Source organism: Actinokineospora spheciospongiae, from assembly GCF_000564855.1.
In the GTDB taxonomy this organism is placed as follows: domain Bacteria; phylum Actinomycetota; class Actinomycetes; order Mycobacteriales; family Pseudonocardiaceae; genus Actinokineospora; species Actinokineospora spheciospongiae.
The window spans coordinates 12,275-36,682 of sequence record NZ_AYXG01000187.1 but is presented as its reverse complement, the minus strand read 5'-3'; the positions used below and the strand labels follow the sequence as shown (position 1 = coordinate 36,682).

24 protein-coding genes are annotated in these 24,408 nt (G+C 71.6%); 9 read left to right on the top strand and 15 right to left on the bottom strand.

Features of this window, described 5'->3' with window-relative positions; translation table 11 throughout:
- Positions 1-111: 111 nt before the first annotated feature.
- Positions 112-2,598 (bottom strand): SdrD B-like domain-containing protein, encoded by a 2,487-nt coding sequence (locus tag UO65_RS24425; RefSeq protein WP_035286692.1) that lies wholly within the window; start codon positions 2,596-2,598, stop codon positions 112-114.
- 251 nt (positions 2,599-2,849) lie between these two features.
- On the opposite strand from UO65_RS24425, the gene UO65_RS24420 reads away from it, so the two are divergent.
- Positions 2,850-3,614, top strand: coding sequence for a hypothetical protein (locus UO65_RS24420; protein ID WP_233427823.1), 765 nt, complete (start codon positions 2,850-2,852; stop codon positions 3,612-3,614).
- Between the two features lie 8 nt (positions 3,615-3,622).
- On the opposite strand, the gene UO65_RS24415 is transcribed toward UO65_RS24420, so the two are convergent.
- Positions 3,623-4,729: a right-handed parallel beta-helix repeat-containing protein gene (locus UO65_RS24415; protein ID WP_233427822.1), complete on the bottom strand. Its 1,107-nt coding sequence runs from the start codon at positions 4,727-4,729 to the stop codon at positions 3,623-3,625.
- Between the two features lie 285 nt (positions 4,730-5,014).
- Here UO65_RS24415 and UO65_RS24410 point away from each other — a divergent pair, with 285 nt between their 5' ends.
- On the top strand, positions 5,015-6,151 hold the full coding sequence (locus UO65_RS24410; protein WP_233427821.1) for a Dyp-type peroxidase: 1,137 nt from the start codon (positions 5,015-5,017) through the stop codon (positions 6,149-6,151).
- A gap of 133 nt (positions 6,152-6,284) precedes the next feature.
- Here the strand turns inward: UO65_RS24410 and UO65_RS24405 are convergent, their stop codons facing one another.
- The 6 genes from UO65_RS24405 to UO65_RS24380 form a co-directional block, all read right to left on the bottom strand.
- Positions 6,285-7,070 carry a hypothetical protein gene (locus UO65_RS24405; protein WP_035286688.1) on the bottom strand — a complete coding sequence of 262 codons (786 nt, stop codon included), beginning with the start codon at positions 7,068-7,070 and terminating at the stop codon, positions 6,285-6,287.
- A 13-nt stretch (positions 7,071-7,083) separates the two neighbouring features.
- Positions 7,084-7,398: a hypothetical protein gene (locus UO65_RS37550; protein ID WP_035286687.1), complete on the bottom strand. Its 315-nt coding sequence runs from the start codon at positions 7,396-7,398 to the stop codon at positions 7,084-7,086.
- 11 nt (positions 7,399-7,409) lie between these two features.
- Positions 7,410-7,934, bottom strand: coding sequence for a hypothetical protein (locus UO65_RS24395; RefSeq protein WP_146241194.1), 525 nt, complete (start codon positions 7,932-7,934; stop codon positions 7,410-7,412).
- 196 nt (positions 7,935-8,130) lie between these two features.
- Positions 8,131-8,514: a hypothetical protein gene (locus tag UO65_RS24390; RefSeq protein ID WP_035286685.1), complete on the bottom strand. Its 384-nt coding sequence runs from the start codon at positions 8,512-8,514 to the stop codon at positions 8,131-8,133.
- A gap of 259 nt (positions 8,515-8,773) precedes the next feature.
- Positions 8,774-9,172, bottom strand: coding sequence for a VOC family protein (locus UO65_RS24385; protein WP_035286684.1), 399 nt, complete (start codon positions 9,170-9,172; stop codon positions 8,774-8,776).
- A 17-nt stretch (positions 9,173-9,189) separates the two neighbouring features.
- Positions 9,190-9,831 (bottom strand): HD domain-containing protein, encoded by a 642-nt coding sequence (locus tag UO65_RS24380; protein ID WP_084176218.1) that lies wholly within the window; start codon positions 9,829-9,831, stop codon positions 9,190-9,192.
- Between the two features lie 70 nt (positions 9,832-9,901).
- Between UO65_RS24380 and UO65_RS24375 the strand changes: the two genes are divergently transcribed.
- A complete protein-coding gene (locus tag UO65_RS24375) occupies positions 9,902-10,852 on the top strand; it encodes a GlxA family transcriptional regulator (RefSeq protein WP_035286683.1) in 951 nt (316 codons plus the stop codon).
- A 95-nt stretch (positions 10,853-10,947) separates the two neighbouring features.
- Here the strand turns inward: UO65_RS24375 and UO65_RS34915 are convergent, their stop codons facing one another.
- On the bottom strand, positions 10,948-11,109 hold the full coding sequence (locus UO65_RS34915; RefSeq protein WP_084176222.1) for a DUF397 domain-containing protein: 162 nt from the start codon (positions 11,107-11,109) through the stop codon (positions 10,948-10,950).
- A gap of 227 nt (positions 11,110-11,336) precedes the next feature.
- On the opposite strand from UO65_RS34915, the gene UO65_RS24370 reads away from it, so the two are divergent.
- Both UO65_RS24370 and UO65_RS24365 read left to right on the top strand, forming a co-directional pair.
- On the top strand, positions 11,337-11,924 hold the full coding sequence (locus UO65_RS24370) for a NucA/NucB deoxyribonuclease domain-containing protein (protein WP_035286682.1): 588 nt from the start codon (positions 11,337-11,339) through the stop codon (positions 11,922-11,924).
- A 2-nt stretch (positions 11,925-11,926) separates the two neighbouring features.
- Complete coding sequence (locus UO65_RS24365; RefSeq protein ID WP_035286681.1) at positions 11,927-12,352, top strand: hypothetical protein; 426 nt, start codon at positions 11,927-11,929, stop codon at positions 12,350-12,352.
- 57 nt (positions 12,353-12,409) lie between these two features.
- Here the strand turns inward: UO65_RS24365 and UO65_RS34910 are convergent, their stop codons facing one another.
- Both UO65_RS34910 and UO65_RS33625 read right to left on the bottom strand, forming a co-directional pair.
- Positions 12,410-12,574, bottom strand: a complete 165-nt coding sequence (locus UO65_RS34910) for a DUF397 domain-containing protein (protein ID WP_084176220.1) — start codon at positions 12,572-12,574, stop codon at positions 12,410-12,412.
- A gap of 2 nt (positions 12,575-12,576) precedes the next feature.
- The gene (locus UO65_RS33625) at positions 12,577-13,407 is read right to left on the bottom strand and encodes a helix-turn-helix domain-containing protein (protein ID WP_052021723.1); all 831 of its coding nucleotides are present in this window, start codon (positions 13,405-13,407) and stop codon (positions 12,577-12,579) included.
- Positions 13,408-13,566: 159 nt separating this feature from the next.
- On the opposite strand from UO65_RS33625, the gene UO65_RS24355 reads away from it, so the two are divergent.
- Positions 13,567-14,046, top strand: a complete 480-nt coding sequence (locus UO65_RS24355) for a hypothetical protein (protein ID WP_052021722.1) — start codon at positions 13,567-13,569, stop codon at positions 14,044-14,046.
- A gap of 71 nt (positions 14,047-14,117) precedes the next feature.
- Here the strand turns inward: UO65_RS24355 and treZ are convergent, their stop codons facing one another.
- From treZ to UO65_RS33620, 4 genes are all read right to left on the bottom strand, one after another.
- Positions 14,118-15,842 carry a malto-oligosyltrehalose trehalohydrolase gene (treZ, locus tag UO65_RS24350; RefSeq protein WP_035286680.1) on the bottom strand — a complete coding sequence of 575 codons (1,725 nt, stop codon included), beginning with the start codon at positions 15,840-15,842 and terminating at the stop codon, positions 14,118-14,120.
- Entirely contained in the window at positions 15,839-18,103 is a 2,265-nt protein-coding gene (treY, locus tag UO65_RS24345) for a malto-oligosyltrehalose synthase (RefSeq protein WP_052021721.1), read from the bottom strand. Before treY ends, treZ begins: the two co-directional genes overlap by 4 nt.
- Before the next feature lie 3 nt (positions 18,104-18,106).
- The gene (gene glgX, locus UO65_RS24340) at positions 18,107-20,227 is read right to left on the bottom strand and encodes a glycogen debranching protein GlgX (protein ID WP_035286679.1); all 2,121 of its coding nucleotides are present in this window, start codon (positions 20,225-20,227) and stop codon (positions 18,107-18,109) included.
- 173 nt (positions 20,228-20,400) lie between these two features.
- Positions 20,401-21,609 (bottom strand): serine/threonine-protein kinase, encoded by a 1,209-nt coding sequence (locus UO65_RS33620; RefSeq protein ID WP_052021720.1) that lies wholly within the window; start codon positions 21,607-21,609, stop codon positions 20,401-20,403.
- Between the two features lie 180 nt (positions 21,610-21,789).
- On the opposite strand from UO65_RS33620, the gene UO65_RS24330 reads away from it, so the two are divergent.
- From UO65_RS24330 to UO65_RS24320, 3 genes are read left to right on the top strand one after another with little or no spacing between them, the layout of a single operon-like run.
- A complete protein-coding gene (locus tag UO65_RS24330) occupies positions 21,790-22,281 on the top strand; it encodes a BatC protein (RefSeq protein WP_152552244.1) in 492 nt (163 codons plus the stop codon).
- Positions 22,282-22,284: 3 nt separating this feature from the next.
- The gene (locus UO65_RS24325; protein ID WP_035286678.1) at positions 22,285-23,529 is read left to right on the top strand and encodes a cupin domain-containing protein; all 1,245 of its coding nucleotides are present in this window, start codon (positions 22,285-22,287) and stop codon (positions 23,527-23,529) included.
- Complete coding sequence (locus UO65_RS24320) at positions 23,526-24,386, top strand: sucrase ferredoxin (RefSeq protein WP_035286677.1); 861 nt, start codon at positions 23,526-23,528, stop codon at positions 24,384-24,386. The genes UO65_RS24325 and UO65_RS24320 overlap by 4 nt, the downstream gene beginning before the upstream one ends.
- Positions 24,387-24,408: the final 22 nt, after the last annotated feature.

Here is a 24,408-nt window from a genome sequence, read left to right as displayed (position 1 = left end):
CCACCAGGAACCACCTCGATCACGACTCTCATCGAACGAGACTTCCGAAACACGGCCTAGCCGTGCGCGAGATCACCGGCTCGATCTCGCGCACGGCGCGGCGGGTCGGCGTCAGCCGGTGCGGCGTCGGCGGCTGACGACGCGCAGCGCCACGCCCGCGACGACGGCCAGGGCACCGAGGAAGACCAGACCGGGCAGCGCGGAGAGGCCGGTGTGCGCCAGGGAATCCTCGTCCGCCCGGCTCGACGGCTGCTCGGGTGCCCCCGGCTGGACGGGCGACACCACCTCGCTCGTGGGGAGTGCCCCGCTGGTGGGCGGCGTCGTGGGCGGGTCGGGCTTGGGGATGTGCACCCCGGCGTCGATCGTGTGGTCGACGCCGCCCGCCTCGGCGGGCGCGGTGACGGGGGTGGACCCGTCGCAGAGCTTCCCGGTGGTGGGCGGGGTGACGTTGGAGTCGCGGGTCCGGTCGTCACCGGCGGTCGGGAGCGTGAAGCGCAGGTCCTCCGCCGGTGGGGTGCCGGGGACGTTGTCGGTCGCCGCGGTGCACACGTCGAACCGCACCGTGTACCGCGCTCCCCTCGTCAGCTCGGGGGTGGCGCCGACCCCGCCGAAGTAGTACTCGCCCGCGGCGTCGGTCCGGGTGGTGGCGAGTTGCTTGCCCTCGGCGTCCAGCAGGTGCACGGTCGCGCCTTCGAGCGGCACCTCGTCCTCGTGGTACGGGTCCTGGACGCCGTTGTGGTCGCCGTCGAACCAGACCACGTTGCCGATCTGGACCGGCGCGTTCGCGGTCTGGTAGGCGATGTCGCCGAGGCCGCCCGCCTTGGCGAAGCCGTTGTCGCGGGGCCCGACGAACTGGTAGCCGTGGGTGGGGTTCTCGTGGCCGGGGCCGACACCGGTGTCCACGTCGTAGAAGCCCGCCCCGTTGGAGTTCACGTCCCTGGCCGGGTCCAGTTCGGTGCTGACGACCCACTGCTGCTGCGGGATGAACGCCACCGACCCCTGCGCCGTCTCCTGGTGGGTGCCGCTGCCCGACCGGCCCGGGTCGAAGAAGTCGCCGTGGAAGTACTCGACGACGCCGTCGGGTTGCCTGCCGTTGTTGGCCGACGTGCCGTGGTTGGGGCACTCGCCGGTGCCCTCCCAGTCGAACCCGCCACCGGGCTTGGCGCAGGCCATGGTGATGTCACCACCGGACATGGCCGACTGCGGGGTGTCGACGGCCGGGCGCGGGTCGAAGCCGCCCGCGCCGAGGACGTCGGTGAACCGGTCGCGGAACCCCAGGACCAGCGAGCCGTCCCTGGTGAAGGCCATGGTGGCCAGTTCGGGTTGCGGATCGATGAAGACGCCCTCCCGGTTGCGCTCGTCCCAGCTCGCCGGGTCGGTGTTCCACGGGTTCCAGTGGTTGGTGTCGGGGTGGGTGCGCGAGGGGATCACGTAGCCGCGCGGGTACGCCAGCCCGTGGGACAGCACCTCGGTGAACGTCGAACCGTCGTAGGCGTGGACGAAGACCTTGAGGTCAGCCCGGTCCTGCGTGCTCTCGGCGGAGCACACGCCGCCGACGTAGAGCTTCGCGTCGTGGGCGGTGAGGGCGAACGGCCGCCAGTCGGTCGCCGCCGCGCACCCCGGGTCGGGGATGGGCACGGTCTTCGCCACGCCCGGCGCGGTCGCCGCGGTGGCGTCGAAGCTCACCAGTTCGCGCGTCAGCAGGTTCACCGCGTGGAGGGTCTTGCCGTCCTCGGTCACGGTGAGGCCGCCGAGGCCCTCCTTGCCCGGCACGTCCACGAAGGCCGGGTCCTTGCGCATGTCGACGGCGCCGTGCTCGGTCGTCGCGGCACCGGGCACCGTGGCGAACAGCACCGGTGGCGCCGAGCCGTCGGCGGGCGTCGCGTAGATCGCGCCGCCACCGCCGGGGCCGTACCGGGTGAAGCGCTTGGCGAAGGCGGACTGGAAGACGCGCTTGCGGTCCCTGTCGTAGGCCAGGCCCCAGGTGGTGCCGACCTGGGCCTGGGTGTTGACGACCGTCGGGCACGCCACCTGGTCGGGGCAGGTGCCGCGCGCCCCCTGGTCGAACGCCACCAGCGCCCGGCCGCCCGGGTCGGCCGGGCTGCCGTCGCGGTTCACGGCCGGGCTCTGCACGGGGACGTAGTAGCGGCTGTCGGGCAGCGTGTGGTCGGCCGGGTTCCACACCCCGGTGATCACCGACCGGTCCTCGCCGTCGCGGACGTCGGCGAAGGAGGTGAAGCTGTCGAAGTGGTCGGGCTTCGTCGAGGCGGGCGCCGCCCGCAGGTGGTCGCCGTACCGGGCGGGGATCGACACGTCCACGCGGTACTGGCCGCCGACGAGTTCCGCCGACGGCGGTACGACGACCTTGCCGGTCGCGTCCGTCGACGCCCGGATGCTGTGGCCCGCCACGTCGGTCACCTCGACGGTCATGCCCTGCTGCGGCGTGTCCATCGTCGTGTTGATGACGCCGGTGCCGAAGAAGTCCCGCAGCACCTGGACCGTCAGGGTGCCGTCCGTGGTCGACGCGGCGGCCGTGGCGCCGCCCGCCACCACCGTGCCCGAGGCGCACCCGAACAGCAGCAGACCGGACAACCCCACCCGGGCCAGTCGACGAGCGCCGGTCCGCGTTCTGTGGTCTCTTGTCTTACCGGCTCCGCGCACAGCCACAGTTGTCCCCTTGCCGTGGGTGGTTTCCCGTTACCGGGCAACACATCCGGTTCGGGTTGAAGGCACGCGGCGGGTCGCGCGTGCAACCGAGCCGAACCAGGAAACCAGAACACGCGCCTACCCGCTACGGGGAAGCGGGTGAACTTTCGGGTGAATTCGAACCGCTGTTAGCCTCGACGGTCATGCCGATCCCCAGGGAAACCGCCCAGCGGTCGCGGCGGCGGATCGCGGTCCTCACCGGGCTCGCCGCCGCGGTGGTCGTCGCGGTGGCCGTGGCCTTCACCGCTTGCGGGACAACGGATGTGGCGGGACCGCGCGCGCTGACCGCGGACGAGGCCGACCGGTTGGCGATCGCGCGGTTCCGCAACTTCGAGGCGGGCGGGCGCGCGGTGACGATCACCGTGCCGGACCCGGCGGGTGGCCTGGTCATCACCGGATCGGTGGACTACCGAACCCAACTCGGATACGGCGTGGTGCGCGGAACCGGGCGCAACACCTCCGGCGATGGGCTGATCGAGTGGTCGAAGACCACTGTGTTCGTTCACCCGATGGGGGAAACACCTACGCAGGCGCCGACCACGCCACCCACGACGGGGTGGCACCACCGTCCACTCCTGACATCCGGCAGCACACTGGACACCGCCCTGGCCATCGTGCTCGGGCTCGGCAGCGACCGGCCGGACAACGCCCAGTTGCTCCCGCAGAACGGCGCCGCCTGGATCGGGCAGGACCAGGTGAACGGTCACCGGGTCGACGTCGTGCTCGGTCCCGGCACCCGGGACCGGGCGGCCACGGCGGGCTCGGTGCGCTACTGGCTCGGGCAGGACGGCACCATGCACCGGGTCCGGGCCGCGGTGGCCTCCGAGCCGGAACCGGTCGTCGTCGACTTCGACACGCACAGCCGGGCCGCGGTGCCCCCGGTCCCCGGGGTCGTCCCGCCGCGGTGACGGCCGCCCTAGGACACCCGCACCAGCGCGCGGTCGGCCAGCAGGGACGCCGACGGCGCCGGGACACCGGCGAGGTCGGGCAGTGCGGGGACGGCGGGCACCGCGGTCGCCCCGGCGGTGTTCGGGATCTGGGGCTGCGCGGGCGGTGCCGCCACGTCGGTGAACGGGATGCCCCGGGGTGGGCGCGGGCCGGTCAGCGCCCCGGACGGGGAGGGCGACCCGGCGGTCGCCGGGCAGGGGGCGAGCGCCGCGAGCCCGGCGGGCACGGTGCGCGTGTCCGCACCGCCGAGGCAGTTGCCGTACCCCTTGGTCTGCGTGGGGAACGTCCAGGCCACGTCGACCCCGTTGGCGGTGAAGACGTTGTCCAGGACCTGGTTGCCGTTCGCCGGGAGGTCCTGGGTGGCGGTGATCACCAGGCCCGCGTTGGCGTTGTCGGTGATGCGGTTGCGGATCACCCGGTTGTCGCTCCCGCCGTCGATGCCCACACCGGTGCCCCACCCGCCGTCCGCCTGCTCGGGGGTGGCGGCCTGCTGGTTGGCCGCGACCAGGTTGCCCGCGATGACGGAACCCTGTTGCGGCAGCAACTTCTCCTGGTGGTCGGAGCTGGTGGTGAGGCCGACCCGGTTGCCGGAGAAGCGGTTGCCGACCACGTACACGTCACCGCTGGCGTTGGTCCCCTCGAAACCGATCGCGTTCAGCTCGGCGACGTTGTCGCGCACCACGACGCGGCACGGCTTGCACTGCCCGAGGTAGATCCCGGAGTCGGCGCTCCCGGAGGCGTACGAACCCTCGATCACGCCGTTGCGCGCGGAGAACGCGTAGATGCCGTACAGGCCGTTGCCGGTGGCGGTCACGTGCGAGACCAGGAACGACTCCACGAAGTGGACCTCCTCGTCGCCGGTGTCGTAACCGCCCTCGCCCGGCGCGCCGTCGATCGCCTTGGCCGAACCCGTGACCAGGACCCCGTTCTGGGTGTTCCCCTTGACGGTCAGGTTCTCCACCGCCACCCTGGACGCCGCGACGACGACGCCGTTCGACTGCCGCAGTTGCCCGTCGAGGACCACGTCATTGCGGGATTCGCCCCGGAGGGTGATGTCCGGCGTCGTGATTTTCACTCGATCGTGGTACACCCCGGGCGCGACGAGCACGAGGTCCCCCGGCTGCGCGAGGGACACCGCGGCCGAGATCGTCGGCGCGTCGGCCGGAACCCGGATCGTGACGCGCTCACCGGCGGGGCGATCGCCCTGACGTGCGCTGTCGTCGCCGGAACAACCGGGGAGCGACACCGCCAGAACGACCAGAAGCGCGGCCCGGAAACGAAAACCCACACGAGGCATGGACCGAGTCTGGCACGGCCCGGAACTGGCCCGCGTCGAGCGGCGTGTGGCACGCTGCGGTCCGTGAACCGCCACCCGTCACGTCGGACGTTCCTCGGCGCCGCGGGTGCCGCGGTGACCGCCGGTCTCGTCGCCGGGTGCGAAAGCCGTTCCGGCGGACCGCCCGGCCAACCCGCGCCAGCGGCGCGGACTCCCGCGACGGGCGAGCACCAGGCGGGGATCACCGAACCCCGGGACGCCCAACCCAACCTGCTCGCGGTCGTGGCCGACCTCGACGACACCACGGCGGTGGGACCGCTGCTGGCCGAACTCGGCCGGACCGTCCTCGCCCTCACCGCGAGCACCGACCCGCGACTGCTCGGCCTCGCGCCGGGCGACCTCACCGTGACGGTCGGGATCGGCCCCCGGGTCGTCCGGCTGGCCGACCCGGCGCTGCCCGGCGCGGCGGACCTGCCGCTGTTCGCCCGGGAGCAGGTCGCCGACCGGGAACGCGGCGGTGACCTGCTGGTGCAGGTGTGCGCGAGCGAAGCCCCGCTGCTGTCGGTCGCGGCGGCGGCACTCCTGGACCGGGCGGGCGTCCGCGAGCGCTGGCGGCAGTCCGGCAGGCGCGGCCCGGGCACCGCCCTGGCCGAGGGGCGCACCGCGCCCCGGAACCAACTGGGGTTCGTCGACGGCATCGTGGGACCGCACACACCCGCCGAGCGGCAACGGGACCTGTGGCTGGCCGCACCGCCGCCGGTGGCCGGTGGCACCATCGCCGTGCTCCGCCGCATGGAGCTCGACCTGCCGCGGTTCGCCAGTCTGTCCACTCCGGGCCAGGAAGCCGTCATCGGCCGCCACCGGGACACGGGTGCCCCGCTGTCGGGCGGTCCCGCCGCCGCCGGGCCGGACCTCGCGGCCAAGACCCCCGACGGCAGGTACCTGGTCCCCGCCGACGCCCACGCGCGCCGCGCGCACGCCGGGGCGATCGGCGTCGGCCTCATGCTCCGCCGCTCCTACAGCACCGACGACCCCGCCCCCGGCCTGCTGTTCATCAGCTTCCAGAACGACCTGCGGACCTTCACCACCACCCTCACCCACATGGAGCACTCCGACGCGCTCCTCCCGTTCACCACGACCACGGCGAGCGCGACCTTCCTGGTGCTCCCGGGGTTCGACCGGCAGCGGCCACTCGGCTCCACCCTGTTCCCCGGCGGCTGAACCGGGCGCTGGGGATTCCGCGCAGCGGGCACAAGATCGGTGCTCCACGGGGCACATACCCCGCGCCGGGAAGGAACTCGATTCCCTACGCGGTGGTATGCGGGTGCCGAAGAAGGCGGGGACAAGGTCGGAATCAGGCAAGGGACCAGGTTGCGTTTCCATCTTTCACTGTGCCATCGCCATAGGTGGCGGCTACCGGGTCGGGCCAGGTGCCACCGGGGAAGACGCTGTTGTCGCGGGCTTCGCCGTGGAGGGCGACCAATTGCTGGGCTTGGGCGCCGAGGACGGCGGTGAGGGCGCTGATGGCGGCGATGATGAGGCCGGTGTTGACCCCCGCTTCCTCCACCGCCAAGGCCACGCCCGCCCAGGAGAAGGCCACCGAGCCCATGGCCGCCACCACGGCGATCATGGCCACGATGAACTTGACCAGGATGACGCCGATCGCGATGTAGAACGCCAAGCCTGCCGCCGCGCAGATGCCCAGTGCGACCGACGCCTTGTCCGCGACCGTGCCGACGCGGGTCGCCGCCGCACCCTGCGGGGGGATGTTCTTGCGGTAGGCGTCCGCAGCCGAACCGTGCCAGGCCGAGGTGCCGGTGAGGGCCTCCGGCTTCACCGAACCCGCCACGTCACTTGCCAAGCCGCGAACATCCTGCCAGTCGAAGGCGTACTTGAAGAAGTAGACCGGGGCGGCGACCCCCTTGAGCACCTCGACGATCTTGTCCCAAATGGACTTCGCCAGGGACACCGCCTTCTCCGCCGACCATATCACCATGTCGGCGACGAAGTCCGGGACGTACCAGTGGTTCACACCCGCCCGGGCGGCCGGGAGGATCTCGCCCATCTTCGCTGACAGGTCGTTCATTCCGGTGTTGATTTTGTCGACGGCCGCCTGGAACTGGGCCTCGCTGAATGCCACGTGCTTCCCCTGCTCAGTAGACGTTGCGCAGGCCGTGCTCGTTCGCCTGCTCTTCCTGGTCGTAGGTGTTGGCGACCTGGATGAGCGTCGCGGCGATCTCGTCCATGCGCCGGGAGCCCTCGCGAGCTCGGTCGGTGACGGTGGTGACCGCCTCCTCATAGGCGGAGAAGACCACCTGGAACAGGCCTGCCTCGATCCTGGTCAGCCGCAGGCCCTCGGCCTTGCCCGCCAGGGTGTCGAGGACGCCTGCCTGCGCGGACCACACGGCACCCTCGGCGCGCAGCGCGTCGGTGGCGACCCGGATGCTCGCCTTGCTCGGGATGGTCATGGCGGTACTCCTCAGGGGCGCAGGCGGCCGGGGTCGCCGAGGATGGCGAAGACCTCCGACAGCAGGTCGTTGAGCGGGGACTCGGGCGCAGGCGCGGCCTCGCGCAGGGAGGCGCGGGCGGCGGCCAGCGCCTCCAGCAGGGCATTGGTGAGCATCGTGGCAGTCTGCCGCGACACCCAGGCCGGGTCGGCGGTGCAGGACACGAGCGCGGACGGCGACAGCGTCAGCGTCACCTTCCCGCCCGCCGCCGAGCCGGTGCCCGTCGCGGGTTTCGGGGCAGGTGCGCGGCCGACTTCGTCGAACGCGGAGATCAAGTCCTCGGCGAGGTCGCCGAGAGGACGCGGCGGCGGTTGCCCGGCGGAGCGCCGGAACGCGAGCGGGATCTCGCCGGAGACGGGCGTCGGGACGGTGCGCAAGTTGTCGACCTCGGCTTGCAGGCCGAGAGCCTGCTGGGTGCGGGTCCACTCCGCGAGCCGCTCCCCCGTCGCCGCCTGGAAGGCCTCCAGCACCGCAGACCCGAAGGCCTCCGCTTCCAACGCCCGATTCCAGTTGGCATCGACCCGGAGCGTTTCGAGCAGGCCGTCGCGGCCGAGCACCACCCGGATGGAGCCGGAGCGGTCGGTCCCCTCGGTCGAGCGCGGCGCTTCCGCCTACGCCTCGGCGAGCAGGCCACTGAGCCCAGCCGCGTACTGCTGCAACTTGCCGAGTTCGGCAAGCAGGTCTTCTGCCATCTCACACTCTCCGGTCATCACGCGACTGGGCACGGGGCAGGGCGGCAGCCAACGCGGCCATGGCGACGGCCGCGGCGAGCAGCAGGATGGCCACCCCCGAGGCGTCGGAGTCGGCCAGTGCCCCGAACCCGAGCACAACCACACCCCCGGCGGCCCCGGCGAGCGACACAGCGAGCACGACCCGGCCGCCCCTGGGCACCGGTGCGAACAGTGAAACCGCACCCAGCGCGGTCAGCACAAGACCTGCGACCAACACCACCCGTGGCCCCACCGCCGCCAACGCGGCACCCAATGACGGGCTCAGCCCGCCGAGCACCACCAACCCGACCAACAGGACCTCCGCCACCATGGCGCACACGACCGCGGTTGACCTCGACCCACTCATCCCCGATCTCCTGCCTCTAGGACGGCGAACCTAACAGCCAGGCGTGCGCCGTACGCGCCGTTTGGATGAAGTCAGGAGTGAGACATGCAACCCGGCTGTACACAGTCCGCCGGGCCAATGCCTGGGAAGCCGCCCAGGACATACCGGACGGCGCTTGGCTGAACACCTGGGCAGGCGACCTGCGCCGCACCACGGCCACAGCCCCTCATCGCGGTGATGATGCCGGGTCCGGGTCGGGGACTGTCCGCCCGGTGTGTTCTCAGCCCGCCGAGGTGTTCTTGACCCAGCAGATCTCCCACTGGTGGCCGTCGGGGTCCTCGAAGACGCGCTGGTAGAAGAAGTCCGCGTCCCACGGTGCGGAGTACTCCCGGCCGCCTGCCGCGACGGCGCGGTCCACGATGCGCTCGACCTCGTCGCGGCTGTCGACGAAGATGCCGAACACGGCTTCGGTGTCGGTCGCGGTGTCGACGGCGTGCTTCTTGGTGACGACCTCGAACGACGACGGGATGTGCAGCAGCACCTGGGCGTCACCGACGAGCATCGTGGCGAAGTCGTCGTTGGTGAAGGCCGGGTCGAAGTCGAGCCCGATCGCGGTGAAGAAGTCCTTGGCGCGGTCGAGGTCAGCGACCCGCAGGATGGTGAAGAGGCGGTGGTCCATCGTTCCTCCTCGGGAGGTCAGGCCGCGCCCCAGCGGGACACGAAGCCCATGTCGAAACCGTGGATGGCGTGGTGGAAGTAGTCGGCGGCGGACAGGTGCGGTGCCTTGCCCCGGTTGCGTTCGGCCTGCTCCACGATCTGCCTGCCGATGGACGTGTTGATGTCCAGCCGGGGGAACGCGTCGTTGATCACCGCGGCTTCCTCGTCGGTGATGTCGTCGGCGTTGTGGCCGAAGTCGAGTCCGGTGCCGACGTGGGTGAGGTCGCAGACGACGCCGCGGCGGGTGGTGATGCCGGGGCTGGTGTGCAGGGCGATGGCGTCCCACACGGTGTCGACCACCTCGGCGGCGATCCCGTGCCCGGTCAGGAATTCCGCGGCCAGGTCGGCGCCCGCGACCTCGAAGCGGTCCGGCCGGGCCTCGCCCTCGTCGGAGAGCCCGAGGTCGTGCAGCACGGTCGCGTAGAACAGCGTGTCGTCGTCGTAGTCGACGCCGCTTCGCAGCCCGCGCAGGTCAGCGGCCTTGGTGGCGAAGAGGTAGCTGCGCAGGCTGTGGTGCGCGACGGACCGCTCCTCGGCGGCGAGCACGTGGTCGACGGCCGCCTGGCGCAGCGGCGAGGACAGCAGGTCGGGTAGTGACAATCCGGGTGTGGAAGTGGTCATGCACCAACCATGGCCGCTGCGGGCACGGACAACCACTGGCAAGATTGACAACTTGGATTATGTTATTGCCATGGTCGGTCATCGCGTCTCGGTTCTCGCCCTCGACGGGGTGCTCGCGTTCGAGCTGGGCATGCCGTTCATGACCATGGGCACCGTCGGCGACCGCTACGCGCTGTCGGTGGTGACACCGACGCGGCAGGGCGTCACCACCGACAGCGGTCTGCGGCTCTCCGCCGCGGGCGCGCTGACCGAACTGGCGGCGGCGGACACCGTCATCGTCCCCGGCTACGCGTTCGACCACGGCATCCCGGAGAGCGTCGCCGAGGCCCTCCGCGCCTGCCACGACCGCTCGACCCGCGTGGTGTCGCTCTGCGTCGGCGCGTTCGCACTCGCGCAGTCCGGTCTCCTCGCGGGGCGGAGGGCGACCACCCACTGGAGCCAGGCGGACCGCCTCGCGCGGGAGCACCCGGACGTCACCGTGGACCGCGGGGTGCTCTACGTCGACGAGGAGACCGTGCTGACCGCGGCGGGCACGGCCGCGGGCATCGACCTCTGCCTGCACCTGATCCGCAAGGACCACGGGGCGACCGTCGCCAACCAGGCCGCCCGCAACGTGGTCGCCGCACCCCACCGCGAAGGCGGCCAAGCGCAGTTCATCGAACACCACCTCCCCGCGGCGGCGGGCACGTCCCTCGCCGCGACCCGCGCCTGGGCGCTGGAACGCCTCGGCGAGCCGCTCCTGCTCCGCGAACTCGCCGCCCACGCGCACCTGTCCCAGCGCACGTTCATCCGCCGCTTCGTCGCGGAAACCGGCCTGCCGCCGATGAAGTGGCTCCAACTGGCCCGGATCGACCACGCCAAGCAGCTGCTCGAACACAACGGCGCCACCATCGACGAGGTGGCCCGCAGGAGCGGCTTCGGCACGGCCCAGAACCTCCGCACCCACTTCGCCCAGCACTGCGGGCTGACCCCGTCCGCCTACCGGAACGTGTACGCCCGCGAACCGGCCCGGGTCCGGTAGGACTCGGGCGGAGTTCCGACCACGGCGAACCGCCCCTCGTCGGTGACCTGCTCGGCTCCCGACTCGGGGGCGTGCGGGAGCCGAGCGGGGGTTGGTCAGCGGGCCAGCTTGCCGGACTTGACGACGACCGACAGGCGGGACAGGTCGACGGCAAGGGTGGGGCCACCGGGGTTCTTGCTGTCCCGGACGGCGGCCAAGTCCTGCCTGACCTGCACGCAGTTGGCATCGTCACTACGACTCGACTTGCGCCACTCCATGATCACGCCTCCCTCAGGATCGATCGGAGCATAGTCTGACTTTCGGCAGTGGAAAGGGCTTGGGTTGCGGCATGGTCGAGGATGCAACCCAATGGCGAGACCACGCCCTCCACTGGGCCGTTCAGGTTCACCTTTCGTTCGGCCCCGCGAAACCACCCATCCTGCCGATGCACCCTGGGATGCTCATACGACGGTCGAACAGTCTTCACGCGTGGCACGGGGGAGACATGAGCACGAAAACCAAAAGCGGGTTGTTGCCCATCCTGCTTGCGGTCGGGGCGGTCGTCGCAGTGACTCAAACCGATATCGCACAGGAGGTGATCAACTCGGTAGACATCGAGGAAAAAGAAGCGGACGAGGTTCTGGTTCCACCCAGCTTTCGGGGCCGGGTCAAGGAGTGCACGCCTGAGCAACTCACCAAGGACCGGCGCTGCAAAGACCTTCCTGTGGTCCCGATCGACGCCGAGAAGATGCCGTACATCGCCCGCCACATATCTGTGGCGTGGTCGACCGGACAGCCCGCCCTACTCCACTACGAAGTGGACCTGAAGGCGCGCGAGCTGAAGAACCGCTCGGTGTGCACGCCTGCTCGGCTGGCGGAGCTGAAGCCGAAGTCGTGCGACGAATACCCCTTCAAGTCCGCGAAGGAAGGCGGGCCGGGTGCGAGCACGCAAGGTGTTCCCACCATCGAGCAGAACCGGCAAGGCGGCGCGGTGGGACGCGCCTACACTGTCAACCGGTTGCAGGACGGCGACGCGTTCCTGGTCGTCATCATCAATCCTGGCCAGATCGCCACCGAAGAGTTCGAGGGGTAGCCATGCTGTTGTTGCGCCAGCCGGTCCGCCCGTCCCACGGGCAGGTGTGTCTCGGCGACTACAAGTCGGACCCCGACACCTGGCCGGAATGGACCGATGCGGAATTCGAGCGCGGTGTCGCCACATCTCCAGGAATGATTTTCATCAGCATCGATGACACCTCGGAGTTCGTCATCGTCGACGTCCGGGACGGGACTCCGAGCACAGGCGAGGCGGTCCTGTTCGATGGAGTGCTCGACGTGAGCACGCTGAGTGTCACCGGCGGTGGAACGACGACCGCACAATCCCTTCTCCTGCCCGACTCCCGAGAGCAGAAGGTGACGATCACCGCCAATGGCACGGATCGTTCCAACATCCGACACGTGACGATTCATTTTCCCGAGTACGCCGATCCGGACATGCCGGACGGGGCGTGGATGAACCTCTGAGCAGGTGACCAGCCCGGCTCCCGACGCAGGGGGCGTGCGGGAGCCGAGCGGGGTCGGTCAGCGGTCCAGCTTGCCGGACTTGACGACGGCCGACAGGCGGGACAGGTCGACGGCGAGCACGGGGCCGACCGGGTTCTTGCTGTCCCGGACGGCGGCCAAGTCCTGCCGCACTTGAACACAGTTGCCGCCGGACCCGCTGAAGCTCGACTTGCGCCACTGCATGATCACGCCTCCTTCAGGATCGACCGGAGCTTAGTCTGACTTTCAGTGGTGGAAAGGGCATTGTGATCCAGCTTGGCGAGCACCTTCGCGTACGGCTCCGCTTGGTCGTCGTGCAGGTAGACCCCACCTTCGGCCACCTCGACGTTCACGACGGGAGTGGTGTTGGGGAACGTCAGGTAAAGCCATGAGTGGCTGATCAAGCCGAGTGGCAGATGTTCCGGCACAACCCGAACGGAGATCCCCCGATCACGAGCCTCCAGGAGATGACTGAGCTGCCTTCGATGGGTTACGGCACCCCCGAATGGCGTCCGTAGTGCCGTCTCGCTGATGTAGGCGCCGTACTCCAGCGTGCCCAGGATCTGCTGTCGCCTACGCCTGGCCACCCATCGCAACTCCGCAACCTCCACCGACATATCATCGGAGAGCATCAACGCCATGGCGTAGTCCTCGATTTGGAGCAGGCCCGGTACCAACGTCACCGCCCAGTCGGTCAGGCTGTCGGCGTCGACGGCGTAGCTGGCCAGGGTGCCGACTTCGGCGGGAACGCCGGGCAGGGGGCGGTCCCACCACCCGGAGGCGTTCTCCGCTCTGGCTTCGGCGATGATGTCCCTGCGCTCATCGGCTGGGATGCCGTAGACGGTGAGCATCATCGCCACCTCTTCGGTGTCGATGACGCGCTTGCCGTTCTCGATCCTGGACATGGTCGCCAGGCCCCAGCCGAGGAGCTTGGCGGCGGCTTCGAGGCTCAAGTCCGTCCGCTCCTTGCGGATCGCGCGCAGGCGGGCACCGATGATGCGGTCCCTGGGCCTCGGGGGTTGTCGCTTGCCCGACATGGTGTTGCCTTTCCACCCCTGGAAGGACGGATACCTTCCTGAAAGTAGAATTTACCTCACTCTGCGTGCCCGCCAGCGGCGCGACACTCCCACCGCCACGGGTTAGGCCGGTTGCCCGGCTGTCCAGCGGAGCGCGCGTGCCGGTGTCACCATCGTGCAATGAGCTACCCGGAGAGCGATCCCGAGCGGACCAGGGCCTTCCCGCCCCAGGAGCAGTACGTCGCACCCCGGCAGCAGCCGCCTCCCGGCCAGTACGGGCCGCCGGACGAGGAGGTCGTGCACGAGCGGGTGCGGGACACCCACGCCCAGCGGTGGCGCACGATCCGGATGATCACCTCGGCGGTCACCTTCATCACCGGGCTGTTCGCGGTGGTGCTGGTCGCGCAGATCATCCTGACGCTCGCCGAAGCCAACCCGGACAACGGGTTCGCGGGCTTCATCAGCGACTTCTCCGGGGCCGTCTCGCTCGGGTTCGACGGGCTGTTCACGCCGGGCTCGCAGAAGCTGGCCACCCTGCTCGACTACGGGCTGGCCGCGATCGTGTGGCTGCTGATCGGCGCGGCGATCAACTTCCTGATCCGCCGGTTCGCCTCGCCGGGGCCGCAGCGCGAGGTCCGCTACCGCCGCAGCGTCGAATAAGCCCCGAAAACCATGGACCGGCCGCCCGAGTGCTCGGGCGGCCGGTCCATGTCGTCAGACTTTTAGAGCCGTCAGACCTCCAGGACGGCGAACGTGTCGGCGGGCAGGACCACCGTGTCCACCCCGACGTGCACGCCCTCGGCGGCCAGCAGGGTCGACACCGCCGCCACCGGCAGCGACACCTCCGCCCCGGACAGGTTCACCGCCACCCGCAGCCCGCCCCGGTGCAGCAGCAGCCAACCGTCCCCGGCCTCGACCGTGAACCGGTCCAGGCGGGGGTCGCTCAGCTCCGGGCGGGCCTTGCGCAGGGCGATGAGCGCCCGGTACGTCTCGTACACGCCCCGGTGCGCCGGGTCGGCCAGTTCCGCCCAGTTCAGGGTGGAGGCGCGGACGGTGTCGGGGTCCATCGGGTCCGGCACCTCCGACTCGCCCCAGCCGTGCTCGGCGAACTCACGGCGGCGGCCGGTGCGGACCGCCTCGGCCAGTTCCTCGTCGGGGAACGAGGCGAAGAAGCGCCACGGGGTGGTTGCCGCCCACTCCTCGCCCATGAACAGCATCGGCGTGTACGGGGAGCAGAACAGGATCGCCGCCCCGCACAGCACCCGCTCTTGCGACACCGTGGCGGTGAGGCGGTCGCCGGTGGCGCGGTTGCCGATCTGGTCGTGGTTCTGCAAGTACGCCAGGAAGCGGTGGCCGGAGACCGTGCGGGTGTCCAGCGGCCTGCCGTGCGAGCGCTTGCGGAACGACGACCACGTGCCGACGTGGTAGAACGCCCGGCGCAGTGTCGTCTCCAGCGCGCCGGGGGTGCCGAAGTCGGTGTAGTAGCCGTCCGTCTCGCCGGTCAGGGCGACGTGCAGGACGTGGTGCAGGTCGTCGCACCACTGGGCGGTGAGGCCGTAGCCGCCCGCTTCGCGCGGGGTGGTGTGGCGGGGGTCGTTGAGGTCGGATTCGGCGATCAGCGACAGCGGGCGGCCCAGGGCCGCCGACAGGGCGTCCACTTCGGACGAAAGCTGCTCCAGCAAGTGGGTGGCCCTGGTGTCGCGCAGGGCGTGCACGGCGTCGAGGCGCAGGCCGTCGACGTGGAAGTCGCGGAACCAGCCCAGGGCGTTGTCGATGACGTAGCGGCGGACCTCGTCCGAATCCGGGCCGTCGAGGTTGAGGGTGGGGCCCCAGATCGTGCTGCCCGCGAAGTACGGGGCGAACTTGTCCAGGTACGCGCCCGACGGGCCGAGGTGGTTGTAGACCACGTCCAGCACCACGCCCAGGCCGCGCCGGTGGCAGGCGTCGACGAACTGCTTGAACGCGGTCGGGCCGCCGTAGGGCTGGTGGACCGCGCCCCACAGCACGCCGTCGTAGCCCCAGCCCTCGGTGCCGTCGAAGGCGTTGACCGGCAGCACCTCCACCAGGTCGACGCCCAGCTCCACCAGGTGGTCCAGCCGCTCGATGGCGGCGTTGAACGTGCCCTCCTCGGTGAAGGTGCCGATGTGCAGCTCGTAGAGCACCGACCCGGCCAGCGCGCGGCCGGTCCAGCCCTCGTCGGTCCAGTCGAACGTGCGGTGCTCGTAGCGCCGGGACGGGCCGTGCACGCCCTCGGGCTGCCACAGCGAACGCGGGTCGGGGTAGCTCTGCTCCTGGTCGTCGAGCAGGAAGGCGTAGTCGGTGCCCGCCCCGGTGCCGGGGACCTCGACGTGCCACCAGCCCGCGTCGTCCCTGGTCATCTCGTGCAGTTGGGCGCCGGTGGCGAGTCGGACCCGGTCGCGTTCGGGGGCCCAGACGGAGAAGTGCTCGGGGTTCACGCCTGGCCTCCCACCAGCAGGGCAACGGGGTAGTCCGACAGCAGGTCGGTGAGCCCACCCTCAGCGCGGCGACCGGTGAGGGCGTCGGTCCACTCGCCGTCCGGCAGGTCGAGCCGGGTGTCGCCCCAGCCGGGCAGGCTGACCGGAAGGCGGGTGGCGACGGCGATCAGGCCGGTGCGCTCGAAGGCGACGACGTGCTCGGCCGCGGTGCCGGTGGCGGTCACCGGGCGGTAGCCGGTGAACAGCTCGGGGCGGTCGCGGCGCAGTCGCAGCACGGTGCGCACCACGTGCAGCTTGGCCGCGCCGGTGTCGTCGACCGGCGGGAGCCAGCCGCCGTCGAGGCGGGCCAGCAGCGCGCGCCGCTCGGCGAAGTCCACGTCGCGGCGGTTGTCCGGGTCGACCAGGGACAGGTCCCACAGCTCGGTGCCCTGGTAGACGTCCGGGATGCCCGGTCCGGCCAGTTGCAGCAGCTTCTGGCCCAGCGCGTTCGACCAGCCGGGCGCGGTGATCCTCTCGGCGAGGGTGCGGACCTCGGCGGACAGCTCCGGGTCGCCCAGCACGGCGGCGGGCCAGGCCTGCACGGCCGCCTCGAACTCCTCGTCGTGGTCGACCCAGGTGGTGCGCACCTTGGCCTCCTTGGCGGCCTTGTCCAGGTACGCCGAGAGCCGGTCCGGGCCGATCGGCCACGCGCCGAGCAGGGTCTGCCAGGCGAGCAGGTTCAGCGTGGGCTCCTCGATGCCCAGCTTCTCCGTCCAGCGGCGGACGGCGGCGGTGAACTCGTCGGGCAGTTCGGCCAGCACGGCCAGGCGGGCGCGCACGTCCTCCGACCGCTTGGTGTCGTGCGTGGACAGGGCGGTCATCGCCTCCGGCCACTTGGCCTCGCGCTCGGCCTGCGCGGCGTGGAACTCCGCGACCGGCACGCCGAAGTGGTCCGGGCTGCCGCCGACCTCGTTGAGGCCGACGAACCGGGAGTAGCGGTAGAACGCGGTGTCCTCGGTGCCCTTGGCCACGACCATGCCGGAGGTCTGCTGCACCCTGGTCGCCAGCTCGCCGGTCGGGTCGGCGCGCACCTGGGTGTCCAGGGCGGCCACCGCCTCGGACAGCTCCGGCCACGCCGTGCGCACCCGCTCGATCGCGGCGGCCCAGTTCGCCTCGCCCTCGGGCAGGTACGACCGGTACACCGGGAAGGCCACCATCAGCTCGGCCACCGCGCGCCGGGCGTCCATCGGGTCGACCCCGGTGACCAGGTCGGCGATGCGGCGCACCTCGGCGGCCAGCGACGTGGTGGTGATGAGCTGCCTGCACTCCTCGCGCAGCAGCTCGAAGTCGGTCGGCACGCCCAGGGAGCGGGCCAGCTCGGTGAACGGCGCCTCGGCGGCCGGGTCGACGAACACCCCGCACACCTCGCGCAGCGCGTCGTAGCCGGTGGTGCCCGCGACGGGCCAGGAGTCCGACAGCTTCTCGCCGGGTTCCAGGATCTTCTCCAGCACGATCCAGCAGCCCGCCCGCTCGGCCAGGCGCTTGGCGTAGCCGCCGGGGTCGGCGAGGCCGTCCGGGTGGTCCACGCGCAGGCCCTGCACGTCGCCCTCGGCGACCCAGCGCAGCACCTCGGCGTGCGTGGCGTCGAACACCTCCGGCTTCTCCACGCGCACCCCGGCCAGGGTGGTCACGTCGAAGAACCGGCGGTAGTTCAGCTCGGCCCCGGCGCGGCGCCAGTCGACCAGGCGGTAGTGCTGCCGCTCGTGCACCTCGCGGGCGTCAGCGTCGACACCGTCCCCCTCGGTGCCCGGGGCGATGGGGAACTCGTGCTCGTAATAGGTGAGCTTGCCGTCCTTGACGGCCAGCTCGGTGATGTCGTCGTCGGAGCCGAGGACCGGCAGCAGCACCGGGAACGACTCGATGTCGAAGTACCCCGCGTACGCCGAGTCCGGGCCGTGCTCCAGCACGTCCCACCACCAGGCGTTCTGCGACGGCACCTCCACGGCCATGTGGTTGGGCACGATGTCGACCACCAGGTCCAAGCCCAGCTCGCGCAGCCGGGCGACCAGCGCCCGGCGGCCGTCCTCACCGCCCAGCTCCGGGTTGGCCCTGGTCGGGTCCACGACGTCGTAGCCGTGCGTCGACCCGGCGGTGGGGGTCAGGATCGGCGAGGAGTACAGCGCGCCGACCCCGAGGTCGGCCAGGTAGTCGGCGATGGCGGCGGCGTCGGGGAAACCGAACGCCGGGCGCATCTGGACGCGGTAGGTCGACCTCGGGGCCACCTTCTACTCCGTTCCGGTGCGGCGCAGCACGATCAGCGAGCGGGACGTCAGGGAGAGCTTGGTGTCCTTGGTGATCACCCTGGGCTCCACGGCGGACACCTCACCGGTGGCGGTGTCGAGCACCACCTCCCACTCGGCGCCGTAGTCGCCGTCGGGCACGGTGACGTCGATGTCCTCGTGGTGGGCGTTGAAGCACAGCAGGAACGAGTCGTCGGAGACCCGCTCGCCGCGCTGGTCCAGGTCGGGGATGCCCTCGCCGTTGAGGAAGGTGACGATGCACCGGCCGAAGCCCGAACCCCAGTCCTCGTCGGACATCTCGTCGCCGGACGGGGTGAACCAGGCGATGTCGCGCAGCTCGTCGCCGCGCCGGATCGGCCTGCCCGCGAAGAAGCGCCTGCGCCGGAACACCGGGTGCTTGGCGCGCAGGGCGATCACCCCGGCGGTGAAGTCGACCAGGTCGGCGTTGGTCTCCGCCAGCGACCAGTCCACCCAGGACAGTTCGCTGTCCTGGCAGTAGCCGTTGTTGTTGCCCTGCTGGGTGCGGGCCATCTCGTCGCCGTGCAGCAGCATCGGCACGCCCTGCGACAGGAACAGGGTGGCGATGAGGTTGCGCCGCTGCCGGGCGCGCAGGTCGTTGACCTCGGGGTCGTCGGTCGGGCCCTCGACGCCGCAGTTCCAGGAGCGGTTGTCGTCGGCGCCGTCGCGGCCGTCCTCGCCGTTGGCCTCGTTGTGCTTGTCGTTGTAGGAGACCAGGTCGTTGAGGGTGAAGCCGTCGTGCGCGGTGACGAAGTTGATCGAGGCGAACGGCTTGCGGCCGTCCTCCTGGTAGAGGTCCGAGGAGCCGGTGATGCGCGAGGCGAACTCGCCCAGGGTCGCGGGCTCACCGCGCCAGAAGTCGCGGGCGGTGTCGCGGTACTTGCCGTTCCACTCCGTCCACAGCGGCGGGAAGTTGCCCACCTGGTACCCGCCGGGGCCGACGTCCCACGGCTCGGCGATCAGCTTCACCTGGGAGATCACCGGGTCCTGCTGCACGATGTCGAAGAACGCCGAGAGCCGGTCGACGTCGTAGAACTCGCGGGCCAGGGTGGCGGCGAGGTCGAACCGGAACCCGTCGACGTGCATCTCGGTGATCCAGTACCGCAGCGAGTCCATGATCAACTGGAGCGTGTGCGGGTTGCGCACGTTCAGCGAGTTGCCGGTGCCGGTGTAGTCCATGTAGTACCGCTGGTCGTCCTCGACCAGCCGGTAGTAGGCGTCGTTGTCGATGCCGCGCATGGACAGCGTCGGACCCAGGTGGTTGCCCTCGGCGGTGTGGTTGTAGACCACGTCGAGGATGACCTCGATGTTCGCGTCGTGCAGGGTGCGCACCATCGACTTGAACTCGGCCACGTGCGCGCCCTGCTCGGTCGAGGTCGCGTAACCGGAGTGCGGGGCGAAGAAGCCGATGGTGTTGTAGCCCCAGTAGTTGCGCAGCCCCTTCTCCTGCAGGCCGTGGTCGTGCAGGAATTCGTGCACCGGCATCAGCTCGATGGCGGTCACGCCGAGCTTCTTCAGGTGCTCGACCACCGACGGGTGCGCCAAGCCCGCGTAGGTGCCGCGCATCTCCTCGGGCACGTCCGGGTGGCGCATGGTCAGGCCGCGCACGTGCGCCTCGTAGATGACGCTCTCGTTGTACGGGGTCTTCGGCGGGCGGTCGTTGGCCCAGTCGAAGAACGGGTTGATCACCACCGACTTGGCGGTGTGCTTGGCCGAGTCCTCGTCGTTGCGCTGCTCGGGCTCGCCGAACTGGTAGCCGAAGACCGACTGGTCCCAGTCGACCTCGCCGTCGACCGCCTTGGCGTACGGGTCGATCAGCAGCTTGTTCGGGTTGCAGCGCAGACCCTGCTCCGGGTTGTGCGGGCCGGTCACCCGGTAGCCGTACTTCTGCCCGGGCAGCACACCGGGCAGGTAGGCGTGCCAGACGAAGCCGTCGACCTCGGGCAGCCGCACCCGGTGCTCGGTGCCGTCGTGGTCGAACAGGCACAGGTCGACGCGGGTCGCCACCTCCGAGAAGAGGGCGAAGTTGGTGCCCGCGCCGTCGTAGGTGGCGCCGAGCGGGTAAGGGGTTCCAGGCCAGGGGCGCACACAGTCTCCTCGGTCATGCCCAGGCCGGACTCCGGCCGAGAGGGCTGTCGTCAATCACCATATGGGGCGGGGGAGCCTCCCCGCCGGACGATGTGGCGGGGTCGGTGGGGGGTGGTCGTCAGAACAGTCGTCGGTCAGTCGTCGATCGTCACAGTCGTGGGTCAGTCGTCGGATCAGTCGTCGCCCCGGCCGCTCCCGCTCACCTCGACCGGGTGGTCCGCTTTGGTCGCACCCTTGGAGTGCTTCCTCGCGGCGGTCGACGATCCCCGGCCGCGCGCCGGGGTGGGGGGCCGCACGACCACGGTGGCGGCCCCGGTCCGCGTCGCCGCGGACGGCGACGGACCGAGCGGCACCGGCACGACGACGGCCGGGGCCTCCTGCGGGCGGGCCTGCTGGCGCGCGGCGCCGGGCAGGGTCGCGGTCACCGCGGCCAGCCCGCCGAACAGCAGGGCCCCGGTGAACAGGGCGGCGCGCAGCACGTTCGTCGGCCGCTTGTCCGCTGCGACCAGGGGAATCCGCACGGTGGTCGCCCGGGGCGCGGGCACCTGCCGGGTCGGGGCGACCGCGGGGCGGCGGGCCAGCGGGCCGCGCAGCGCGCAGTGCGCCAGCCTGCGGGCCACCTCGGCCATGTCCGGGCGGTCGGCGGGCTCGCGCAGCGTCATCGCCGCCAGCGTGTCCGCCCACACCCGGGGCAGCCACTTCGGGATGCGCGGCGAGCGCGACAGCCGGGCGATGGCGGCCTCGATGTCGGACCCGGTGAACTCCGGCTCCCCGGTCAGGCACTCCAGCAGCACCAGGCCCAGGGAGTAGACGTCGCCCGCCGGGCCGGTCTCCGCACCGCGCACCTGCTCGGGGGCGAGGTAGGCGGCGGTGCCCACGCAGTGCCCGGCCGAGGTCAGCCGCTCGGTGCCCATGGCCCGCGCGATGCCGAAGTCGGCCAGGAAGCAGGTGCCGTCGTGGTCGATGAGGATGTTCGACGGCTTGAGGTCGCGGTGGACGATGCCGCGCGAGTGCACGTAGGCCAGGGTGTCGGCCAGCCGCATCCCGAACCGGGCCACCGAGTCGGCGGGGAGCACGCCCCGGTCCAGGTGCCCGCGCAGGGTGGACCCGTCCACGAGCTGCATGACCAGGTAGGGGCGGGAGTCGTCGGCGCCGATGTCGTAGAGGCGGACCAGGCCGGGGTGCGACAGGCCCGCCAGCAGCCTGGCCTCGGTCTCCAGCCGGGCGATGGTGGCGCCGTCGGCCTTGGGGTGGAACAACTTCACCGCCACCGGGCGGCTCAGCCGCAGGTCGACCGCCCGGTGGACGTCGGCCATGCCCCCCGTGCCCAGCAGGTCGCCGAGGCGGTACCGGCCGTCGAGCGGTGTCCCCGTCGTGCCCATCCCACCTCCACCTCGCCGCCGACACCGAAGATACCCGGCAACCCCCGTGGGCAAACCGCAGGCGGCCCCGGCGAGCCGTGCCCGATCGGACGCATGGATCACACCTTCCGGGGGTACCAGGGCGTACAACGGGGGTTGCGGTCGCCGGAACCCCGGTTCGACGAAACGCGAGGAGGCGTTATGTCCCTGGAAGACGACGACATCCGCAGTGGACACATCGGTGAGCACGGCCCCGCCGACAGCGGCGCGGGCACGGCCGACCACGGTGCCTCCGGTACCCCGGGCGGCCACGACGGCGGCGCCGATGGCGGTGCTGACGGCGGAGCCGACGGTGGCGCGGACAGCGGAGCCGGTACGGCCGACCACGGCGCCTCGGGCACCCCGGGCGGCCACGACGGTGGCGCTGACGGCGGAGCCGATGGTGGCGCTGACGGCGGTGCGGACGGTGGCGCCGACAGCGGCGCGGCCGGGCAGGCCGACCACGGCGCCTCCGGTGCCCCGGGCGGCCACGACGGCGGTGCCGACGGTGGCGCCGACGGCGGAGCGGGCCACGGCACGGCCGACAGCGGCGCGGGCACGGCCGACCACGGCGCATCCGGCACCCCGGGCGGCCACGACGGCGGCGCTGACGGCGGTGCCGATGGTGGTGCGGACGGCGGCGCGGGCCGGTAGACGATGACCCCGATCCCCACCGCCGCGCGCGCGGCGACGGCAGACCGACCGGCCCTGCGCCGGTGCGTGGCCGCCGAGCCGGACGCGTTCGCCGCCGAGCACTGGGGCCGCGCCCCGTTGCTGAGCCCGGCGGGCACGCTGCCCAAGGCGTTCGAGGACCTGCTGACCCTCGGTGACGTCGACGAGCTGCTGTCCCGGCGCGGCCTGCGCACCCCGTTCCTGCGGGTGGCCAAGAACGGTTCGGTGCTGTCGTCGGCGCAGTTCACCGCGCCCGGTGGGGTCGGGGCCGAGATCGGCGACCAGGTGTCCGACGACAAGGTGGCGCGCGTGTTCGACCAGGGCGCCACCCTGGTGCTGCAGGGCCTGCACCGGCTCTGGCCGCCGGTGATCGACTTCGCCGCCCAGCTCGGGGTCGACCTGGGCCACCCGGTCCAGGTGAACGCCTACATCACCCCGGCGTCCTCGCAGGGCTTCTCCGCGCACTACGACGTGCACGACGTGTTCGTGCTCCAGGTGGCGGGCGAGAAGCGTTGGCTGGTGCACGAACCGGTGCACGCCGACCCGCTGCGCGACCAGCCCTGGGACCAGCACTCGGCCGCCGTCGCCGCCCGCGCGGAAGAGGAACCCCTGATCGACGAGGTGCTGCGCCCCGGCGACGCCCTCTACCTGCCGCGCGGCTACCTGCACTCGGCGCGCGCCCTGGGCGGCGTGTCCGCGCACCTGACCGTGGGCATCCACGTGCTGACCCGGTTCGCCCTGGTCGAGGCCCTGCTCAAGCTGGCGGGCCGGGACGGGGACCTGCGCGGGTCGCTGCCGCTGGGGATCGACGCGGCCGACCCGGACGCACTGGCCCCGCACCTGGCGGAAACCGTCGACGCACTCGCCCGGGTGGTCAGGTCCAGCACACCGGGTGAAGTCGCCGAACTGCTGCGCGACCGAGCGTGGTCGGGCAACCGCCCGGCGCCGCTGGCCCCGCTCGCCCAGGTCGCGGCGGCCCAGTCGGTGGCCGAGGGCAGCCGCGTGGTGCTCCGCACGGGCCTGCGCTCCCGGCTCACCCCGGCCGGGGACCGCGTGCTGCTCGACGTCCCGGGTGACCGGCTGTCGCTGCCCGCCTACACCGCCCCGGCCCTGGCGGCCCTGCTCACCGGCGCCTCGGTGGCGGTGGGCGACCTGCCCGGCTTGGACGTCGCCGACCAGACCACGCTCGTGCGGAGGCTGCTCCGCGAGGGCGTCCTGGTCCCCGCGTGACGGCGGAGCGCTGCGCCGCCGCCTGCGTGCGCCGGGGCGACCCGATGACCGCCACCGCTCCCCCGGTGCTGCGCTGGCTGCTGGTCGAACAGCCGAAGGCGTGGGGCCCGGACCCGTGGCGCGACTGCGACTTACCCGCCCCGGTGGTCGCCGGGCTGGCGGAACGGGCGGCGTCGGTGGGCGCCCGGGTGCTGCTGATCCGCAAACCCGGCAGGCACACCGGCACCCCGCTGCGCTGGGCCTACGTCGACTCGGTGCGCGAGCTGACCTGGTGGTCGACCTTCACCGACCCGCACGACCTGCTCACCGCGCCTTGGCCCAGCGGCACGCCCACGGCCGAGCCTGCGTACCTGGTCTGCGCGCACGGCCGCCACGACACCTGCTGCGCCCTGCGCGGGCGCCCGGTCGCCGCCGCGCTGGCCGCCACCCGGCCCGAGGCCACCTGGGAGTGCTCGCACGTCGGCGGCGACCGCTTCGCCGCGAACCTGGTCGCGCTGCCGCACGGCTTCTACTTCGGGCAGGTGGGGGTGGACGCGGTGACCGGGCTGGCGGACCGGTTCGAGGCGGGCAGGCTCACCGTGCCGCTGCTGCGCGGGCGCAGCACGGTCACCGCCCCGGTGCAGGCGGCCCAGCGGATCGCCCGGGAGCGCACCGGTGAGGACGCCGTGCACGCCTACGCCCCGGTGTCGGTGACCCCGCTCGGGCGGGACCGCTGGTCGGTCGCCCTGGACGGATTGCCCGAGCCGATCCGCCTGCGCGCCACCTTCACCACGTCGGACAGCCCGCTCACCTGCTCGGCCACGGCGAACTCGCGGATGCGCAGCTTCATCGAGGACACCGAGGACACCGAGGGCTGAGCACGCCCGGGTGCGGCCGTCG

Bases quoted from the DNA above. Each gene is read 5' to 3' on its own strand.
- UO65_RS24420 (WP_233427823.1), top strand. From the start codon at position 2,850: ATGCCGATCCCCAGGGAAACCGCCCAGCGGTCGCGGCGGCGGATCGCG.
- UO65_RS37550 (WP_035286687.1), bottom strand. From the start codon at position 7,398: ATGACCATCCCGAGCAAGGCGAGCATCCGGGTCGCCACCGACGCGCTG.
- UO65_RS24390 (WP_035286685.1), bottom strand. From the start codon at position 8,514: ATGAGTGGGTCGAGGTCAACCGCGGTCGTGTGCGCCATGGTGGCGGAG.
- UO65_RS24385 (WP_035286684.1), bottom strand. From the start codon at position 9,172: ATGGACCACCGCCTCTTCACCATCCTGCGGGTCGCTGACCTCGACCGC.
- UO65_RS24380 (WP_084176218.1), bottom strand. From the start codon at position 9,831: ATGACCACTTCCACACCCGGATTGTCACTACCCGACCTGCTGTCCTCG.
- UO65_RS24375 (WP_035286683.1), top strand. From the start codon at position 9,902: ATGGTCGGTCATCGCGTCTCGGTTCTCGCCCTCGACGGGGTGCTCGCG.
- UO65_RS34915 (WP_084176222.1), bottom strand. From the start codon at position 11,109: ATGGAGTGGCGCAAGTCGAGTCGTAGTGACGATGCCAACTGCGTGCAG.
- UO65_RS24370 (WP_035286682.1), top strand. From the start codon at position 11,337: ATGAGCACGAAAACCAAAAGCGGGTTGTTGCCCATCCTGCTTGCGGTC.
- UO65_RS24365 (WP_035286681.1), top strand. From the start codon at position 11,927: ATGCTGTTGTTGCGCCAGCCGGTCCGCCCGTCCCACGGGCAGGTGTGT.
- UO65_RS34910 (WP_084176220.1), bottom strand. From the start codon at position 12,574: ATGCAGTGGCGCAAGTCGAGCTTCAGCGGGTCCGGCGGCAACTGTGTT.
- UO65_RS33625 (WP_052021723.1), bottom strand. From the start codon at position 13,407: ATGTCGGGCAAGCGACAACCCCCGAGGCCCAGGGACCGCATCATCGGT.
- UO65_RS24355 (WP_052021722.1), top strand. From the start codon at position 13,567: ATGAGCTACCCGGAGAGCGATCCCGAGCGGACCAGGGCCTTCCCGCCC.
- UO65_RS33620 (WP_052021720.1), bottom strand. From the start codon at position 21,609: ATGGGCACGACGGGGACACCGCTCGACGGCCGGTACCGCCTCGGCGAC.
- UO65_RS24330 (WP_152552244.1), top strand. From the start codon at position 21,790: ATGTCCCTGGAAGACGACGACATCCGCAGTGGACACATCGGTGAGCAC.
- UO65_RS24325 (WP_035286678.1), top strand. From the start codon at position 22,285: ATGACCCCGATCCCCACCGCCGCGCGCGCGGCGACGGCAGACCGACCG.